This window comes from Paraburkholderia sp. BR10923 (genome assembly GCF_040948765.1).
Taxonomy (GTDB): Bacteria; Pseudomonadota; Gammaproteobacteria; order Burkholderiales; family Burkholderiaceae; genus Paraburkholderia; species Paraburkholderia youngii.
This window is the reverse complement of sequence record NZ_JBFPKO010000026.1, coordinates 25,821-43,621: the sequence shown is the minus strand read 5'-3', so window position 1 is coordinate 43,621 and position 17,801 is coordinate 25,821. Positions and strand designations below refer to the sequence as shown.

The 17,801-nt window shown below is 61.6% G+C and carries 17 protein-coding genes and 1 tRNA gene; all 18 read left to right on the top strand.

Annotation, left to right across the window (positions count from 1 at the left end; all coding sequences use genetic code 11):
• The first annotated feature begins 105 nt into the window (after positions 1 to 105).
• Positions 106 to 378 carry a 30S ribosomal protein S15 gene (gene rpsO, locus AB3X94_RS33660; RefSeq protein WP_008920609.1) on the top strand — a complete coding sequence of 91 codons (273 nt, stop codon included), beginning with the start codon at positions 106 to 108 and terminating at the stop codon, positions 376 to 378.
• A gap of 346 nt (positions 379 to 724) precedes the next feature.
• The gene (pnp, locus tag AB3X94_RS33655; protein ID WP_176109129.1) at positions 725 to 2,860 is read left to right on the top strand and encodes a polyribonucleotide nucleotidyltransferase; all 2,136 of its coding nucleotides are present in this window, start codon (positions 725 to 727) and stop codon (positions 2,858 to 2,860) included.
• Between the two features lie 145 nt (positions 2,861 to 3,005).
• A complete protein-coding gene (locus tag AB3X94_RS33650) occupies positions 3,006 to 4,022 on the top strand; it encodes an NAD(P)H-quinone oxidoreductase (RefSeq protein WP_368613760.1) in 1,017 nt (338 codons plus the stop codon).
• A 97-nt stretch (positions 4,023 to 4,119) separates the two neighbouring features.
• A complete protein-coding gene (tpiA, locus tag AB3X94_RS33645) occupies positions 4,120 to 4,896 on the top strand; it encodes a triose-phosphate isomerase (protein WP_176109127.1) in 777 nt (258 codons plus the stop codon).
• A gap of 82 nt (positions 4,897 to 4,978) precedes the next feature.
• On the top strand, positions 4,979 to 5,374 hold the full coding sequence (gene secG, locus AB3X94_RS33640) for a preprotein translocase subunit SecG (RefSeq protein WP_176109126.1): 396 nt from the start codon (positions 4,979 to 4,981) through the stop codon (positions 5,372 to 5,374).
• A gap of 112 nt (positions 5,375 to 5,486) precedes the next feature.
• Positions 5,487 to 5,571, top strand: a tRNA-Leu gene (locus AB3X94_RS33635).
• Positions 5,572 to 5,729: 158 nt separating this feature from the next.
• A complete protein-coding gene (locus AB3X94_RS33630; RefSeq protein WP_018420012.1) occupies positions 5,730 to 6,089 on the top strand; it encodes an NADH-quinone oxidoreductase subunit A in 360 nt (119 codons plus the stop codon).
• A 62-nt stretch (positions 6,090 to 6,151) separates the two neighbouring features.
• The gene (locus AB3X94_RS33625) at positions 6,152 to 6,631 is read left to right on the top strand and encodes an NADH-quinone oxidoreductase subunit B family protein (protein WP_006052903.1); all 480 of its coding nucleotides are present in this window, start codon (positions 6,152 to 6,154) and stop codon (positions 6,629 to 6,631) included.
• Positions 6,632 to 6,651: 20 nt separating this feature from the next.
• On the top strand, positions 6,652 to 7,254 hold the full coding sequence (locus AB3X94_RS33620; RefSeq protein WP_368613759.1) for an NADH-quinone oxidoreductase subunit C: 603 nt from the start codon (positions 6,652 to 6,654) through the stop codon (positions 7,252 to 7,254).
• Between the two features lie 9 nt (positions 7,255 to 7,263).
• Positions 7,264 to 8,517 carry an NADH-quinone oxidoreductase subunit D gene (locus AB3X94_RS33615; RefSeq protein WP_176109124.1) on the top strand — a complete coding sequence of 418 codons (1,254 nt, stop codon included), beginning with the start codon at positions 7,264 to 7,266 and terminating at the stop codon, positions 8,515 to 8,517.
• A 133-nt stretch (positions 8,518 to 8,650) separates the two neighbouring features.
• Complete coding sequence (nuoE, locus tag AB3X94_RS33610; protein ID WP_013088938.1) at positions 8,651 to 9,136, top strand: NADH-quinone oxidoreductase subunit NuoE; 486 nt, start codon at positions 8,651 to 8,653, stop codon at positions 9,134 to 9,136.
• Positions 9,133 to 10,461, top strand: a complete 1,329-nt coding sequence (gene nuoF / locus AB3X94_RS33605) for an NADH-quinone oxidoreductase subunit NuoF (RefSeq protein ID WP_368613758.1) — start codon at positions 9,133 to 9,135, stop codon at positions 10,459 to 10,461. The genes nuoE and nuoF overlap by 4 nt, the downstream gene beginning before the upstream one ends.
• A 128-nt stretch (positions 10,462 to 10,589) precedes the next feature.
• On the top strand, positions 10,590 to 12,923 hold the full coding sequence (gene nuoG, locus AB3X94_RS33600; RefSeq protein ID WP_176109122.1) for an NADH-quinone oxidoreductase subunit NuoG: 2,334 nt from the start codon (positions 10,590 to 10,592) through the stop codon (positions 12,921 to 12,923).
• Positions 12,924 to 13,988: an NADH-quinone oxidoreductase subunit NuoH gene (gene nuoH / locus AB3X94_RS33595; protein ID WP_176121312.1), complete on the top strand. Its 1,065-nt coding sequence runs from the start codon at positions 12,924 to 12,926 to the stop codon at positions 13,986 to 13,988.
• A gap of 15 nt (positions 13,989 to 14,003) precedes the next feature.
• The gene (gene nuoI, locus AB3X94_RS33590; RefSeq protein ID WP_013088942.1) at positions 14,004 to 14,492 is read left to right on the top strand and encodes an NADH-quinone oxidoreductase subunit NuoI; all 489 of its coding nucleotides are present in this window, start codon (positions 14,004 to 14,006) and stop codon (positions 14,490 to 14,492) included.
• 192 nt (positions 14,493 to 14,684) lie between these two features.
• Positions 14,685 to 15,377, top strand: coding sequence for an NADH-quinone oxidoreductase subunit J (locus AB3X94_RS33585; RefSeq protein ID WP_176109120.1), 693 nt, complete (start codon positions 14,685 to 14,687; stop codon positions 15,375 to 15,377).
• A gap of 20 nt (positions 15,378 to 15,397) precedes the next feature.
• A complete protein-coding gene (gene nuoK, locus AB3X94_RS33580) occupies positions 15,398 to 15,703 on the top strand; it encodes an NADH-quinone oxidoreductase subunit NuoK (protein ID WP_176109119.1) in 306 nt (101 codons plus the stop codon).
• Positions 15,704 to 15,720: 17 nt separating this feature from the next.
• Complete coding sequence (nuoL, locus tag AB3X94_RS33575) at positions 15,721 to 17,787, top strand: NADH-quinone oxidoreductase subunit L (protein ID WP_176109118.1); 2,067 nt, start codon at positions 15,721 to 15,723, stop codon at positions 17,785 to 17,787.
• The last annotated feature ends 14 nt before the right edge of the window (positions 17,788 to 17,801 follow it).

Here is a 17,801-nt window from a genome sequence, read left to right as displayed (position 1 = left end):
TTCAGCTAATTCAGCCACGAACGGGGCTCAGTAAATTGTGAAACGGGTATCCCACGGCACGGCCTTTCTTCCGTGACCGCCTGTCCAGTTATCAAGGAAATTGACATGTCCGCAGTTGAAGCAAGCAAGAAGTCCGAAGTCGTCGCGCAATTCGCACGCGCAGCTAACGACACCGGCTCCCCCGAAGTTCAGGTCGCGCTGCTCACGACCCGTATCAACGAACTGACCTCCCACTTCAAGGAGCACACGAAGGATCACCACAGCCGCCGCGGTCTGCTGCGCATGGTGAGCCGCCGTCGCAAGCTGCTCGACTACCTAAAGGGTAAGGACGCGGATCGGTACCGCAGCCTGATCGAGAAGCTGGGTCTGCGTAAGTAATCGGCCAGTCGTTCAGCAAGATGCCTGTGTCAGTTTCGCTGATACAGGCATTTTGTTTTTGCACGGCGCGCTTCGTGTAACGCGCACCGCCTGTGATCCGCGGCGTATGCCGGTTCGCGCGGCGTCCACGGGCAAGCGTAGTAGCAGTAGCAGAGCAGCAGTAGAAAAGCAGTAACAGGAAACAAGGCCGGGCTTCAGGGCAGAGTTTTGTGTCATTCCAGCGGTTCGCGCGCGCGTGCAGCACGTGACTCTCTGGAATGGCATAGCACGACTCTTCCCATGCGGCGCCGGCCCCGGCGTTGCCGCGCCGCTTCCGGTCCGCGCGGCATTACGATGAGGAAAAGCAATGACTATGTTCAATAAGATCGTCAAAGAGTTTAAGTGGGGGCAGCACAACGTTCGCCTCGAAACCGGTGAAATCGCTCGCCAGGCGAGCGGCGCGGTGATCGTCGACGTCGAAGACACCGTGGTGCTCGCCACCGTGGTCGGCGCGAAGACCGCGAAGCCGGGCCAGGACTTCTTCCCCCTCACCGTCGATTACATCGAAAAGACCTACGCCGCCGGCAAGATCCCGGGTGGCTTCTTCCGTCGCGAAGGCCGTCCGTCGGAGGGCGAGACGCTGATCTCGCGACTGATCGACCGTCCGCTGCGCCCGCTCTTCCCGGAAGGCTTCTACAACGAAGTGCAGGTCGTGATTCACGTGCTGTCGCTGAATCCGGAAATCCCCGCCGACATCCCGGCGCTGATCGGCGCATCGGCGGCGCTCGCGGTGTCCGGCCTGCCGTTCAATGGCCCCGTCGGCGCGGCACGCGTGGCCTACATCAACAACGAATACGTGCTGAATCCGACGCGTCCGCAGATGAAGGAATCGGCGCTCGACCTCGTCGTCGCCGGTACGGAACGCGCGGTGCTGATGGTCGAATCGGAAGCGCAGCAGCTGAGCGAAGAGGTGATGCTCGGCGCCGTCGTGTTCGGTCATGAGCAGATGCAGACCGCGATCGACGCGATCCACGAACTAGTCCGCGAAGGCGGCAAGCCCGAGTGGGACTGGCAGCCGGCCGCGAAGAACGAAGCGCTGATCGCGCGCGTCACGGAACTCGCGCAAGCCGATCTGCTCGCCGCTTACCAGATCCGCGACAAGCAGGCTCGCTCGACCAAGCTGAAGGAAGTCTACGCGGCGACCTCGGCGAAGCTCGAAGAAGAAGCGGCGGCAGCCGGTACCGTGGCGGCCGACAAAGCGTCGGTCGGCAACGTGCTGTTCGACATCGAAGCGAAGATCGTCCGTACCCAGATCCTGAACGGCGAGCCGCGTATCGACGGCCGCGACACGCGCACCGTGCGCCCGATCGAAATCCGCACCGGCGTGCTGCCGCGTACCCACGGCTCGGCGCTGTTCACGCGCGGCGAGACGCAGGCGCTGGTGGTCGCGACGCTCGGCACGAAGGGCGACGAGCAGAGCATCGACGCGCTGGAAGGCGAGTACCGCGAACGCTTCATGCTCCACTACAACATGCCTCCGTTCGCGACCGGCGAAACGGGCCGCGTCGGTTCGCCGAAGCGCCGTGAAATCGGTCACGGCCGTCTCGCCAAGCGCGCGCTCGTCGCGTGCCTGCCGAGCGCCGACGAATTCGGCTACTCGATCCGTGTCGTCTCGGAAATCACCGAGTCGAACGGTTCGTCGTCGATGGCTTCGGTGTGCGGCGGCTGCCTCGCGCTGATGGACGCCGGCGTGCCGATGAAGGCTCACGTCGCCGGTATCGCGATGGGCCTGATTCTCGAAGGCAACCGCTTCGCGGTGCTGACCGACATCCTCGGCGACGAAGATCACCTCGGCGACATGGACTTCAAGGTCGCGGGTACGGAACAAGGCGTGACCGCGCTGCAGATGGACATCAAGATCCAGGGCATCACGAAGGAAATCATGCAGGTCGCGCTCGCGCAGGCTAAGGAAGGCCGCATGCACATTCTCGGCAAGATGACCTCGGCCGTGGCAGGCGCGAACACGCAGCTGTCGGAGTTCGCACCGCGCATGATCACGATCAAGATCAACCCGGAAAAGATCCGCGACGTGATCGGCAAGGGCGGCTCGGTGATCCGTGCGCTGACCGAAGAAACCGGCACGACGATCGACATTTCGGACGACGGCGTCGTCACGATCGCGAGCACGAACAGCGAAGGCATGGCCGAAGCGAAGCGTCGTATCGAAGCGATCACGATGGAAGTCGAAGTGGGCCAGGTGTACGAAGGCACCGTGCTCAAGCTGCTCGACTTCGGCGCGATCGTGAACATCCTGCCGGGTAAGGACGGTCTGCTGCATATTTCCGAGATCGCGAACGAGCGCATCAAGGACATCAACGACTATCTGAAGGATGGCCAGCAGGTGAAGGTCAAGGTCATCCAGACGGACGAGAAGGGTCGTGTGCGTCTGTCGGCGAAGGCACTGCTGAACGACGCGCCGCAAGGCGAACCGACGCCGCAGTAAGTCGGTAACGGACAAACGGCCGGCCGTGTCATGCACGCCGGCCGTTTTTCATGCAGGATGGATTGCGTTGCGTATTCGAATCGCAGCGCTACGGCGGACGGCAGCAACGGGTAGGCAACGCAATCCAATCTTGGAGTTGACGCAGATGAAAGCGATCGAAATCACTGAATTCGGTGCCCCGGAAGTCCTCAAGCTGGCGGAGCGTCCGACGCCGCAGCTCAAGGCTGGCGAGGTGCTGATCAAGGTGGCGGCATCCGGCATCAATCGTCCGGACGTGTTTCAGCGCAAGGGCGGCTATGCGCCGCCGCCGGGAGCGTCGGATCTGCCGGGGCTGGAGGTGGCGGGCGAGATCGTCGGCGGCACGCTCGAAGCGAAGAACAATCCGTTCGGTCTGAAGATTGGCGACCGCGTTTGCGCGCTGCTCGCGGGCGGCGGCTATGCCGAGTATGCGGCGGCGCCGCTTCTGCAATGCCTGCCCGTGCCGGCGGGATTGTCGGACGTCGAAGCGGCTTCGCTGCCCGAGACTTTCTTCACGGTGTGGAGCAACGTCTTCAATCGCGCGCAGCTCGGCCAGGGTGAGGGCGGCGCGAACGAAACGCTGCTCGTGCAGGGCGGATCGAGCGGCATCGGCGTGACGGCGATCCAGATTGCGCACGCGCTGGGCTTCCGTGTGTTCGCCACCGCAGGCTCGGACGACAAGTGCCGCGCGTGCGAAGCGCTCGGCGCTGAACGGGCGATCAACTACAGGACTGAAGATTTCGTCGAAGTCATCAAGTCGCTGACCAACGATCGTGGCGTCGACGTGATCCTCGACATGGTCGCGGGCAGCTACGTGCCGCGCGAACTGTCGGCGCTCGCCGACGGTGGCCGCATCGTGCTGATTGCGCTGCTCGGCGGCGCGAAGGCGGAGCTGAACCTGAACGAAGTGCTGCGTCGCCGTCTGACCGTTACCGGTTCGACGCTGCGGCCACGGCCGATCGAGTTCAAGGCACAGATCGCCGCGCAATTGAAAGAGCGCGTATGGCCGCATCTCGAAGCCGGGCGCATCAAGCCGGTCGTGCATCGCGTGTTTCCCGCCGCCCAGGCTGCCGACGCGCATACGCTGATGGAAAGCAGCACCCACGTCGGCAAGATCGTGTTGACGTGGGGTCAGGAGGCTTGACACCATCGGTTTGACCCGATCCACCCCACGCAGTAAAATTGCGCGTTTTGCGCGCGCCGGAGCAGGTCGGACTGGCAAGACAGGACAATACGAGACGATGTCGAATCAACAACGAGCCAAACTGGTAGTCGGTAACTGGAAGATGCATGGGCGGCTCGCCGCGAACGCCGCGTTGTTGCGCGCAGTCGTGCAGGGCGCCAATGAATTGCCGGCCGACGTGCGCGTCGGTGTCTGCGTGCCGAGCCTCTATGTCGCGCAGGCGCAGTCGCTGCTCGAAGGCAGCCCGGTCGTGTGGGGTGTGCAGGACGTGTCCGCGTTCACGCATGGCGCCTATACCGGCGAAGTTGCTGCGCCGATGGTGACGGACTTCGGTGCCACGTTTGCGATCGTCGGGCATTCGGAGCGTCGCGCGTATCACCGCGAAAGCGCCGAGCTGGTCGCGGTGAAAGCGCAGCGTGTGCTCGAGGCGGGTTTGACGCCGATCGTGTGCGTCGGCGAAACGCTCGAAGAACGCGAGGCTGGTTCGACCGAGCAGGTCGTCGGCGGTCAGCTCGACGAAGTGCTCGCGAAGCTGTCGTCTCAGGACGCGGCTCGCCTCGTCGTCGCGTATGAGCCGGTGTGGGCAATTGGCACCGGCAAGAGCGCATCGGCGGCACAGGCGCAGGCCGTGCATGCGTTCCTGCGTGCTCGTCTCGCGGCAAAGGGTGCGGCAGACGTACCGTTGCTGTACGGCGGCAGCGTGAAACCGGACAACGCGGAAGAACTGTTCCGTCAGAACGATATCGACGGCGGCCTGATCGGCGGCGCGTCGTTGAAAGATCAGGATTTCCTGGCGATCTGCAAGGCGGCCGCTGCGACCAGCGTGGCGGGTTAAGCAGGGCGTCTCGACGAGGATGACTCCTTTTCGCGCAACACACAGTGTGCGGCGCGGTTAAATAAAGACTCAGGTGAGTGTGATGCTGTATTTGAAAACATTGATTATCGTCGTTCAGTTGTTGTCCGCGCTCGGGGTCATCGGCCTCGTATTGCTGCAGCACGGCAAAGGTGCCGACATGGGCGCAGCTTTCGGCAGCGGCGCATCGGGTAGCCTGTTCGGTGCGACGGGTTCGGCGAACTTCCTGTCGCGTACCACGGCGGTGCTCGCAGCGCTGTTCTTTGCCACGACCTTGGCGCTCACCTACCTTGGTGCGTATCACGTGAAGCCGTCGGCAGGCGTGCTGGGCGCGGCGGCTACTGCACCGATCGCGGCTTCGCCTGCTTCCGCACCGGCTGCAGGCTCGGCTCCGGTGGCGGCATCGCCCGCAGTGCCGGCTTCGCCTGCGTCGGTTCCGGCAACGGGTGTGCCGAAATAAATTTTCTGTAGGCGTGCTCTTGTGCGTTGAACAATCTGTTTAAACAAGTTACAATTCAAGTCTTGAAGCGATTCGCGGGTTTTACAAGTTGTTTTCCCGGATTGCATATAGTGCCGACGTGGTGAAATTGGTAGACACGCTATCTTGAGGGGGTAGTGGCGAAAGCTGTGCGAGTTCGAGTCTCGCCGTCGGCACCAAATGTTATCTAAATGCCAGCCGCTTGCTTCGCTTCGGCTGGCATTTTCACTTCTGGCGTATGGCTGCAGGGCTTACGTCATGCGTGTTGAGGAAGTGATTTCGCGTCAGGGGTGCTATGCTCCTGACGGCACTCAGAACCAACCGATTGAGGATTGTCTTGAACCTCGCAGCCTATTTCCCCGTTTTGTTGTTCCTTATTGTGGGCACCGGTTTAGGCGTAGCACTGGTCAGTATCGGCAAGCTCCTCGGTCCCAACAAACCCGACACCGAAAAAAACGCACCGTACGAGTGCGGCTTCGAAGCATTCGAAGATGCGCGCATGAAGTTCGATGTGCGTTACTACCTCGTCGCCATTCTCTTCATCATTTTCGATCTTGAAACCGCGTTCCTGTTCCCGTGGGGCGTGGCATTGCGTGACATCGGCTGGGCCGGGTTCACGGCAATGATGATTTTCCTGCTCGAGTTCCTGCTTGGTTTTGCCTACATCTGGAAGAAGGGCGGCCTCGACTGGGAATGATGGATTAATCGCCGGTTTGCGTGGGTGGCCAGGCTTGCCGCCCCGTCTGGAGTGGAAAGCAAATGAGTATCGAAGGGGTCTTGAAAGAAGGGTTTGTCACCACTACGGCAGACAAACTGATCAACTGGACGCGCACCGGCTCGCTGTGGCCGATGACGTTCGGTCTCGCATGCTGCGCGGTCGAGATGATGCATGCGGGCGCCGCCCGTTATGACCTCGACCGTTTCGGTGTCGTGTTCCGTCCGAGTCCGCGTCAGTCGGATGTGATGATCGTCGCCGGTACGCTGTGCAACAAGATGGCGCCCGCTCTGCGCAAGGTCTACGACCAGATGGCGGAGCCGCGTTGGGTGATCTCGATGGGCTCGTGCGCGAACGGTGGCGGCTATTACCACTACTCTTACTCGGTGGTGCGCGGCTGCGACCGGATTGTCCCGGTCGACGTGTACGTGCCGGGTTGTCCGCCCACCGCGGAAGCGCTGGTGTACGGCGTGATCCAGCTGCAAGCCAAGATTCGCCGCACCAACACCATCGCCCGTCAATAAGGCCAAAGCCTCCCCACGATATGGCAAGCAAACTCGAGACCCTGAAAGCGAACCTCGAGGCGGCCTTTGGCGGCCTCCTGACGAGCGTGACCGAGTCGGTCGGTGAATTGACGATCGTCGTCAAGGCTGGCGACTACCTCAACGTGGCAAAGCGCCTGCGCGACGACCGCTCGCTCGGTTTCGAGCAGTGCGTCGACCTGTGCGGCGTCGACTACCAGACCTATGCTGAAGGCGCTTACGACGGCCCGCGTTTTGCAGCAGTGCTGCATCTGCTGTCGGTGCAGAACAACTGGCGTCTGCGTCTGCGCGTTTTCGCGCCGGACGGCGACATGCCGATCCTGCCGTCCGTCGTCGATATCTGGAATTCGGTCAACTGGTACGAGCGCGAAGCGTTCGACCTGTACGGCATCGTCTTCGAAGGTCACCCGGACCTGCGCCGCATTTTGACCGACTACGGTTTTATCGGTCATCCGTTCCGCAAGGATTTCCCTGTCTCCGGCTACGTCGAGATGCGTTACGACCCGGAAGAGAAGCGCGTCGTCTATCAGCCGGTGACGATCGAGCCGCGGGAAATCACGCCGCGCGTGATCCGCGAGGATCGCTATGGCGGTCTGAAACACTAAGGGAACGTCATGGCAGAGATCAAGAACTACACGCTCAACTTCGGTCCGCAGCACCCGGCAGCGCACGGTGTGTTGCGTCTCGTGCTCGAACTCGACGGCGAAGTGATTCAGCGCGCCGATCCGCACATCGGTCTACTGCATCGCGCGACTGAAAAGCTCGCCGAAAGCAAGACGTTTATCCAGTCCGTGCCGTACATGGACCGTCTCGACTACGTGTCGATGATGGCCAACGAGCACGGCTACGTGCTTGCCATCGAGAAGTTGCTCGGCATCGACGTGCCACTGCGCGCGCAATACATTCGTGTACTGTTCGACGAAATCACGCGCGTGTTGAATCACCTGATGTGGATCGGCGCGCACGCGCTCGACGTCGGTGCGATGGCGGTGTTCCTGTATGCGTTCCGTGAGCGCGAAGACCTGATGGACGTGTACGAAGCGGTGTCCGGCGCACGGATGCACGCGGCCTACTACCGTCCGGGTGGCGTCTACCGCGATCTGCCTGACGCAATGCCGCAATACAAGGCGTCGAAGATTCGCAATGCGAAGGCGTTGTCGAAGATGAACGAGAACCGTCAGGGTTCGCTGCTCGACTTCATCGACGACTTCTTCAGCCGTTTCCCGAAGTGCGTGGACGAATACGAAACGCTGCTCACCGACAACCGGATCTGGAAGCAGCGTCTGGTCGGCATCGGTGTGGTCAGCCCGGAGCGGGCGCTGCAACTCGGCATGACCGGCGCGATGCTGCGTGGCTCGGGCGTCGAGTGGGACCTGCGCAAGAAGCAACCGTATGAAGTTTATGACAAGCTCGACTTCGACATTCCGGTCGGCGTGAATGGCGATTGCTACGACCGCTATCTGGTACGCGTCGAAGAAATGCGTCAATCGTGCCGGATCGCGAAACAGTGCATTGAGTGGCTGCGTAAAAATCCCGGCCCTGTGATGACGGACAATCACAAGGTGGCGCCGCCGTCGCGCGTCGGCATGAAGTCGAACATGGAAGATCTGATCCATCACTTCAAGCTGTTCACCGAAGGCTTCCACGTGCCCGAAGGCGAGGCGTACGCCGCAGTCGAACATCCGAAGGGCGAGTTCGGCATCTATCTGATCTCGGACGGCGCCAACAAGCCATACCGTCTGAAGATCCGCGCGCCGGGCTATGCACACCTGTCCTCGCTTGACGAAATGGCCCGCGGCCACATGATCGCCGATGCCGTGACGATCATCGGCACGCAGGACATCGTGTTCGGCGAAGTGGATCGCTAGGACGTATTCATCGACGCGCGTCCGCGGTCGTTGCACCGCCACGCGCGTCAAGCAAAGGAACGCCGGGTCTGTCGCAGTATCACGTGAGCGACAGGTTTTCGTTCGGTAGGAATTGAAAGAGTCGTGTCTGAAAATGATCTCAGCTGAAGGCCTGAAAGAAATCGATCGTGCGGTCGCAAAGTACCCCGCCGATCAGAAACAGTCCGCCGTGATGTCGGCGTTGGCCACTGCTCAAACCGAGCATGGCTGGCTGTCGCCCGAACTCATGCAGTTCGTCGCGGATTATCTCGGCATGCCGGCAATCGCCGTGCAGGAGGTAGCGACCTTCTACACGATGTATGAGACCTCGCCGGTCGGTAAGTTCAAGATCACGCTCTGCACGAACCTGCCGTGCCAGCTCGGCCCTGACGGCGGCTCCGAAAGCGCCGCTGAATACCTGAAGCAGAAGCTCGGCATCGACTTCGGCGAAACCACGCCCGATGGCAAATTCACGCTGAAAGAAGGTGAGTGCATGGGTTCGTGCGGCGACGCGCCGGTGATGCTGGTGAACAACCAACGCATGTGCAGCTTCATGAGCCGCGAGAAGATCGACCAGCTGCTCGAGGAACTTTCGAAATGACGGCTTTACACGATCGTCACATCAAACCGCTGATTCTCGCCGGACTGAACGGCGACAACTGGCATCTCGAAGACTACGTGGCGCGCGGCGGTTATGCCCAGCTGCGTCGCATCCTGGAAGAAAAGATCGCGCCCGAGCAGGTGATCGCCGACGTCAAGGCGTCGGGTCTGCGGGGCCGCGGCGGCGCGGGCTTCCCGACCGGTCTGAAGTGGAGCTTCATGCCGCGCCAGTTCCCGGGCCAGAAGTACCTCGTCTGTAATTCGGACGAGGGCGAGCCGGGTACGTTCAAGGACCGCGACATTCTGCGCTTCAATCCGCATTCGTTGATCGAAGGTATGGCGATCGGCGCGTACGCGATGGGCATCACGGTCGGCTACAACTATATTCACGGCGAAATCTGGGAAGTCTATAAGCGCTTCGAAGAAGCGTTGGAAGAAGCTCGCCGCGCCGGATTCCTCGGCGACAACATCATGGGCTCGTGCTTCTCGTTCCAGCTGCATGCGCACCACGGTTACGGCGCTTATATCTGCGGCGAGGAAACCGCGCTGCTCGAATCGATCGAGGGCAAGAAGGGTCAGCCGCGCTTCAAACCGCCGTTCCCGGCGAGCTTTGGCGTGTACGGCAAGCCCACCACCATCAACAACACCGAAACGTTCGCGGCGGTGCCGTTCCTGCTCGCCATCGGACCGCAGAATTACCTTGAAATCGGCAAGCCGAACAACGGCGGCACGAAGATTTTCTCGGTGTCGGGCGACGTCGAGCGTCCGGGCAATTACGAAATTCCGCTCGGCACGCCGTTCGCGACGCTGATGGAACTCGCCGGCGGCATGCGCGGCGGCAAGAAGATCAAGGCCGTGATTCCTGGCGGTTCATCGGCGCCGGTGATTCCGGGCGAGATGATGATGCAGACCGACATGGATTACGACTCGATCGCGAAGGCTGGCTCGATGCTCGGCTCGGGCGCGGTGATCGTGATGGACGAGACGCGCTGCATGGTGCGCTCGTTGCTGCGCCTGTCGTACTTCTACTACGAAGAGTCGTGCGGTCAATGCACGCCTTGCCGTGAAGGCACGGGCTGGCTGTATCGCGTCGTACATCGTATCGAGCATGGTCTCGGCCGCCAGGAAGATCTGGATCTGCTGAACTCGGTCGCGGAAAACATCATGGGCCGCACGATCTGCGCGCTCGGCGACGCGGCAGCCATGCCGGTTCGGGGCATGCTCAAGCACTACTGGGACGAATTCGAATATCACGTCGCCCACAAGCATTGCCTCGTCGGCGGCCATGCCGGCACGGCGGCGGCGCCCGAAACAGTGGCAGCCTGAGTCGCGCCGACAGATTTGGCTGACGAATAACTACCAGACGAACACCTCAACCGCAGGATTCATCGCCCGAAGCGGGCGATGAACAGGCGAACGATTGAGCGGTAACAGGTTAAGGAAGATTGACCATCATGGTTGAACTGGAAATAGACGGCAAGAAAGTCGAGGTGCCTGAAGGCAGCATGGTGATCCAGGCTGCGCATAAGGTCGACACCTACATTCCTCACTTCTGCTATCACAAGAAGCTGTCGATTGCGGCCAACTGCCGGATGTGTCTGGTCGATGTCGAGAAGATGCCGAAGGCCGTGCCTGCGTGTGCGACCCCGGTGTCGGCCGGCATGATCGTGCGCACCAAGTCGGACAAGGCGGTGAAAGGTCAGCAAGCTGTGATGGAATTCCTGCTGATCAACCATCCGCTCGATTGCCCGATCTGCGACCAGGGCGGCGAGTGCCAGTTGCAGGATCTGGCCGTCGGTTACGGCAAGTCGTCGTCGCGCTATAGCGAAGAAAAGCGCGTGGTGTTCCACAAGAACGTGGGCCCGCTGATCTCGATGGAAGAGATGTCGCGCTGCATTCACTGCACGCGTTGCGTGCGCTTCGGCCAGGAAATCGCCGGCGTGATGGAACTCGGCATGCTGGGCCGCGGCGAGCATTCGGAAATCACCTCGTTCGTCGGCAAGACGGTCGACTCGGAACTGTCGGGCAACATGATCGACCTGTGCCCGGTCGGCGCGCTGACCAGCAAGCCGTTCCGCTACAGCGCCCGTACCTGGGAGCTGTCGCGCCGCAAGTCGGTGAGCCCGCACGATTCCGTTGGCGCGAACCTCATCGTGCAGGTGAAGAACAATCGCGTGATGCGCGTTCTGCCGTTCGAAAACGAAGCGATCAACGAGTGCTGGATTTCGGACAAGGACCGCTTCTCGTACGAAGGTCTCAACAGCCCCGAGCGTCTGACCAAGCCGATGCTCAAGCAGGGCGGCCAGTGGGTCGAAACCGACTGGCAAACCGCGCTCGATTATGTGGTCAAGGGCCTGAAGGGCATCGCGGGCGACCACGGCGCGAACGCGCTTGCGGCGTTGTCGAGCGCGCACAGCACAATCGAAGAACTGTTCCTGCTGAAGCAGATTGCGCAAGCGGTCGGCACGCCGAACGTCGACTTCCGTCTGCGTCAGTCGGACTTCTCGGCCCCCGTTACCGGCGCGCCGTGGCTCGGCGGCACGATCGCCGATCTGTCGAACGTCGATGCGGCGCTCGTGATCGGCTCGGATCTGCGTCGTGATCATCCGCTGTTCGCCGCGCGTCTGCGCCAGGTCGCACGCGGCGGTTCGGCGCTCACGTTGATCCAGGCCACCAACGACGACGCGATGATCCCGCAGGCGCACCGTGTGGTCGCCGCACCGTCGGCATGGCTCGAGGCGTTGGCAGGGATCGCTGGCGCGGTGGGCGAAGCGAAGGGCGTCGCACTGCCGGAAGCATTCGCCGGCACGCAGCCGACGGACGCGCACAAGCAGATCGCGAAATCGCTGACCAACGGCGCACTGCGCGTCGTGCTGCTCGGCAACGACGCGGTCCGTCATACGGACTTCGCGGCGATCCACGCCGCGGCTCAATGGATTGCCGAAGCGACCGGCGCCACGCTCGGTTTCCTGACCGAAGCGGCCAACACGGTCGGCGCGCACCTCGTGAACGCGCTGCCGGGCGAAGGCGGTCTGAATGCACGCGAAGTGTTCGAGCAACCGCGCAAGGGCTATCTGCTTTTGAATCTCGAGCCGGAATTCGACACGGCCAATCCGGCTCAAGCGCTTGCAGCGCTGAAGCAGGCCGAGATGGTCGTCGTGATGTCGCCGTTCCAGACCGGCGCCGACTATGCCGACGTGCTGTTGCCGATTGCACCGTTCACCGAAACGGGTGGCTCGTTCGTCAACGCGGAAGGCACGGTGCAGGCTTTCAACGGCGTCGTGCGTCCGCTCGGCGACACGCGTCCGGCGTGGAAGGTGTTGCGCGTGCTGGGCAGCCTGCTCGGCGCGCCGGGCTTCGAATACGACACGGTCGAAGAAGTGCGCACAGCGGCGCTCGGCGACGGTGACGTCAGTTCGAGGCTGTCGAACCGTACCGGCGTCGCGGTGACGCGCGGCCAGGCCGTGAAGGCGGCGGAAGGCAAGTTCGAGCGTCTCGCGAACGTGCCGATCTATCACGCCGACGCGCTGGTGCGTCGCGCGGAGTCGCTGCATCTGACCGCGGCGGCCCGTACGGCGAATTCGGTAGGCCTGCCGGCTGCGCTGTTCGACAAACTGGGTTTGAAAGAGGGCGACGCGGTGCGCGTTCGTCAGGGCGAGCAAGCGGTGCAGTTGCCGGCCGTGCGCGACGCGAATCTTGCGGAGACGGTCGTCCGCGTATCGGCGGCTACGCCTGCCGGTGCGGCGCTGGGCAGCCTGTTCGGTGAACTGGTGGTGGAGAAGGCGTAAATGAGCTTGTTCGATACGATCAACTCGGGCGGCGCCCAGCTTCTCGGTGTGGCATGGCCTACGGTGTGGGCGCTCGTGCGCATCCTGGTGGTGGCCGTCGTGATCCTGCTGTGCGTCGCTTACCTGATCCTGTGGGAGCGTAAGCTGATCGGCTGGATGCACGTGCGTCTCGGTCCGAACCGCGTCGGCCCCGGCGGCCTGTTGCAGCCGATCGCCGACGTGCTGAAGCTTCTACTCAAGGAAGTGATCCAGCCTGCCCAGGCGAGCCGCTGGATCTACGTCATCGCGCCGATCATGGTGGTGGTGCCGGCGTTCGCGGTGTGGGCGGTGATTCCGTTCCAGGCGGGCGCGGTGCTCGGCGACATCAACGCGGGTCTGCTGTACGCGATGGCGATCTCGTCGATCGGCGTGTATGGCGTGATTCTGGCCGGCTGGGCGTCGAACTCGAAATATGCGTTCCTCGGCGCGATGCGCGCCGCCGCGCAGATGGTCTCGTACGAAATCTCGATGGGCTTCGCGCTGGTGGTCGTGCTGATGACGGCCGGTACGCTGAATCTGTCGGGCATCGTCGGCTCGCAGGAGCAGGGCTTCTTCGCCTCGCACGGCCTGAATTTCCTGTCGTGGAACTGGCTACCGCTGCTGCCGATGTTCGTCGTGTACTTCATTTCGGGCATCGCCGAAACGAACCGTCACCCGTTCGACGTGGTGGAAGGCGAATCGGAAATCGTCGCGGGTCACATGATCGATTACTCGGGCATGGCGTTCGCGCTGTTCTTCCTCGCCGAGTACATCAACATGATCGTGATCTCGGCATTGGCTGCAACACTGTTCCTTGGGGGCTGGAGCGCTCCGTTCGGGTTCCTGTCGTTCATCCCGGGCATCTTCTGGCTCGTCCTCAAGGTTTTCCTGCTGTTGTCGGTGTTCATCTGGGCGCGTGCCACGTTCCCGCGCTACCGCTATGACCAGATCATGCGTCTAGGCTGGAAGGTCTTCATTCCGGTCTGCGTGGTGTGGCTCGTGGTGGTCGGCTTCTGGATCATGTCGCCGTTGAACATCTGGAAATAAAGGGCGGACGAACCCATGACCGCAATCCAAAACTTCTTCAAGACTTTCTTCCTCACGGAACTGCTGAAAGGCCTCGCGCTGACCGGACGCTACACGTTCCAGCGCAAGGTCACCGTGCAGTTCCCGGAAGAAAAGACCCCGATCTCGCCGCGTTTCCGCGGTCTGCATGCGCTGCGCCGGTATGAAAACGGCGAGGAGCGCTGCATCGCCTGCAAGCTGTGCGAAGCAGTGTGCCCGGCACTCGCGATCACGATCGAATCGGAAACGCGCGCGGACAACACGCGCCGCACGACGCGCTACGACATCGACCTGACCAAGTGCATCTTCTGCGGTTTCTGCGAAGAGAGCTGCCCGGTCGACTCGATCGTCGAGACGCACATTCTCGAGTATCACGGCGAGAAGCGCGGCGACCTGTACTTCACGAAGGAAATGCTGCTGGCCGTTGGCGACCGCTACGAAGCACAAATCGCCGCCAACAAGGCAGCCGACGCACCGTATCGTTGAAGCGCTTTCCCGCTGATGCAGTAAATGCGGCAGTAAAAGCATTAACACGGCCTGCTGTCGGGCCGACCGCCGCGGCCTGAACGCCGCGGCACGGCGCACCTGTGTGGCGGTACTGGCGGTTTGCTCCGCTTTTGCCAACCGCGCGTGCCAAAGAACAATGCCTGACGATGGCCTAACGATGAACCGGTAATCATGGAATTCACGACCGTACTGTTCTACATCTTCGCGCTGCTCCTCGTGGTTTCAGGGCTGAAGGTGATCACCTCCCGCAATCCAGTGGCGTGCGCACTGTATCTGGTGCTGGCGTTCTTCAACGCAGCCGCGATCTGGATGCTGCTCGAGGCGGAGTTCCTCGCGATCCTGCTGGTGCTGGTCTACGTCGGCGCGGTGATGGTGCTGTTCCTGTTCGTCGTGATGATGCTGGACATCAATCTCGACGTGCTGCGCAAGGACTTCAAACGCTTCGTGCCGATGGCATCGGCAGTGGGCGCGATCATCGTGATCGAAACCGCACTGATCCTGTGGCACGGCTACGGCGCGACGGCTACCGCACTGCACGACACGGCCTCGGCCGCCGCCGGTATGGGCGACTGGTCGAACACGCGCCTGATCGGCAAGGTCATCTACACCAACTACATCTTCGCGTTCGAAATCGCCGGCCTGATTCTGCTGGTCGCCATCATCGCGGCGATCGCGCTGACCACGAGCCACAAGAAGGACAGCAAGCGTCAGAACGTCAGCGCGCAGGTCAAGGTGCGTGCTCAGGACCGCGTGCGCGTCGTGAAGATGCCGTCGGAGAAAACCGCGGCGACCATCGCGGCGGAACAAGCGGCTGCCGCGGCAGCCGCAGCAGCAGCCGACTCGGCAGCAGCCAAGAACAGCTGAGCGGACAGGAGATAGAAATCATGTTGACCCTTGCCCATTACCTCGTCCTCGGCGCGATCCTGTTTGCGATCAGCGTCGTCGGCATTTTCCTGAACCGCCGCAACGTCATCATCATCCTGATGGCGATCGAACTGATGCTGCTCGCGGTGAACACCAATTTCGTCGCGTTCTCGCACTATCTGGGCGACGTGCACGGCCAGGTTTTCGTCTTCTTCGTGCTGACGGTTGCTGCAGCCGAATCGGCGATCGGTCTCGCAATTCTGGTGACCCTGTTCCGTAGTCTCGACACGATCAATGTCGAGGATCTCGATCAGCTCAAAGGTTAATTTCAGGAAAAGCGGTTATGTCCACGATACTCAATGAAAACCTGCTGTTGGCAATTCCGCTGGCACCGCTCGCCGGTTCCCTGGTTGCAGGGCTGTTCGGCAAGGCGATCGGGCGGGCGGGTGCGCATTCTGTCACGATCCTCGGCGTCGCGATTTCGTTCATCCTGTCGGTCATGGTCTTCTTCCAGGTGATGGACGGCGCGAGCTTCAACGCGACCGTTTATCAATGGATGTCGATCGGCAAGACACAGCTCGAAGTCGGCTTCCTGGTCGACTCGCTGACCGCGATGATGATCGTCGTGGTCAACTTCGTGTCGCTGATGGTGCACATCTACACGATCGGCTACATGGCCGACGACGACGGCTACCAGCGCTTCTTCTCGTACATCTCGCTGTTCACGTTCTCGATGCTGATGCTCGTGATGAGCAACAACTTCCTGCAGCTGTTCTTCGGCTGGGAAGCGGTGGGTCTCGTTTCGTACCTCCTGATCGGCTTCTACTTCAAGCGTGAGAGCGCGATCTACGCGAACATGAAGGCGTTCATCGTGAACCGCGTCGGCGACTTCGGTTTCCTGCTCGGCATCGGTCTGCTGTTCGCGTTCGCCGGTTCGATGAACTACGGCGAAGTCTTCGCAAAGCGTACCGAACTCGCGGCGCTGAACTTCCCGGGTACCGACTGGGGCTTGCTGACGGTGGCCTGCATTTGCCTGTTCATCGGCGCGATGGGTAAGTCGGCGCAGTTCCCTCTGCACGTGTGGCTGCCGGACTCGATGGAAGGTCCGACGCCGATCTCCGCGCTGATTCACGCTGCGACCATGGTGACGGCCGGTATCTTCATGGTTACGCGCATGTCGCCGCTGTTCGAACTGTCCGATACGGCGCTGTCGTTCGTCATGGTCATTGGTGCGATAACCGCGCTGTTCATGGGCTTTCTCGGCATCGTCCAGAACGACATCAAGCGTGTGGTCGCTTATTCCACGCTGTCGCAGCTCGGTTACATGACGGTCGCGCTCGGCGCGTCGGCTTACTCGGTCGCCGTGTTCCACCTGATGACGCACGCGTTCTTCAAGGCGCTGCTGTTCCTCGGCGCGGGTTCGGTGATCATCGGCATGCATCACGATCAGGACATGCGCAACATGGGCGGCCTGCGCAAGTACATGCCGATTACGTGGATCACGTCGCTGATCGGTTCGCTCGCGCTGATCGGCACGCCGTTCTTCTCGGGCTTCTACTCGAAAGACTCGATCATCGACGCGGTGAAGCTGTCGCATCTGCCGGGCTCGGGTTTCGCGTACTTCGCGGTGGTCGCAAGCGTGTTCGTAACCGCGCTGTATTCGTTCCGCATGTATTTCATGGTGTTCCACGGCGAGGAGCGCTTCCGCAATCCGAAGCACCCGGAATCGCCGATGGGCGCGGAAGCCGCGTCGCATGCAAATGGCGCGCACGGCCACGACGACCATGGCCATGGTCACGGCGACCACGCTCACGAACCGCACGAAACGCCGTGGGTCGTGTGGGTGCCGCTCGTGCTGCTGGCGATTCCGTCGATCGTGATCGGCGCGATCGGCGTCGGTCCGATGCTGTTCGGCGACTTCTTCCAGCACGGCGTCGCGTTCGACAAGGTGATCTACATCAGCGAGAACCATCCGGCGCTGCATGAGATGGCCGAAGAATTCCAGGGCTGGGCGTCGATGGGTCTGCACTCGGTGTCGGGCCTGCCGGTATGGCTCGCGCTCGCAGGCGTGGTGGTCGCATGGTTCCTGTATCTGGTCCGTCCGGATCTGCCCGCTGTCATCAAGCGCGCATTCGGCCCGATCTACACGTTGCTCGATAACAAGTACTACATGGACAAGATCAACGAAGTCGTGTTTGCGCGGGGCGCTGTGGCCATTGGCCGTGGTTTGTGGAAGGAAGGCGACGTGGTCGTGATCGACGGCATCGTGAACGGCAGCGCACGCTTTATCGGCTGGTTCGCTAGCGTGATCCGCTTCCTCCAATCCGGTTACATCTACCACTACGCGTTCGCCATGATCATCGGCATGCTGGGGCTCCTGACCCTGTTTGTAACGCTCGGCGGCAAATAAGGCGAGAGACACTC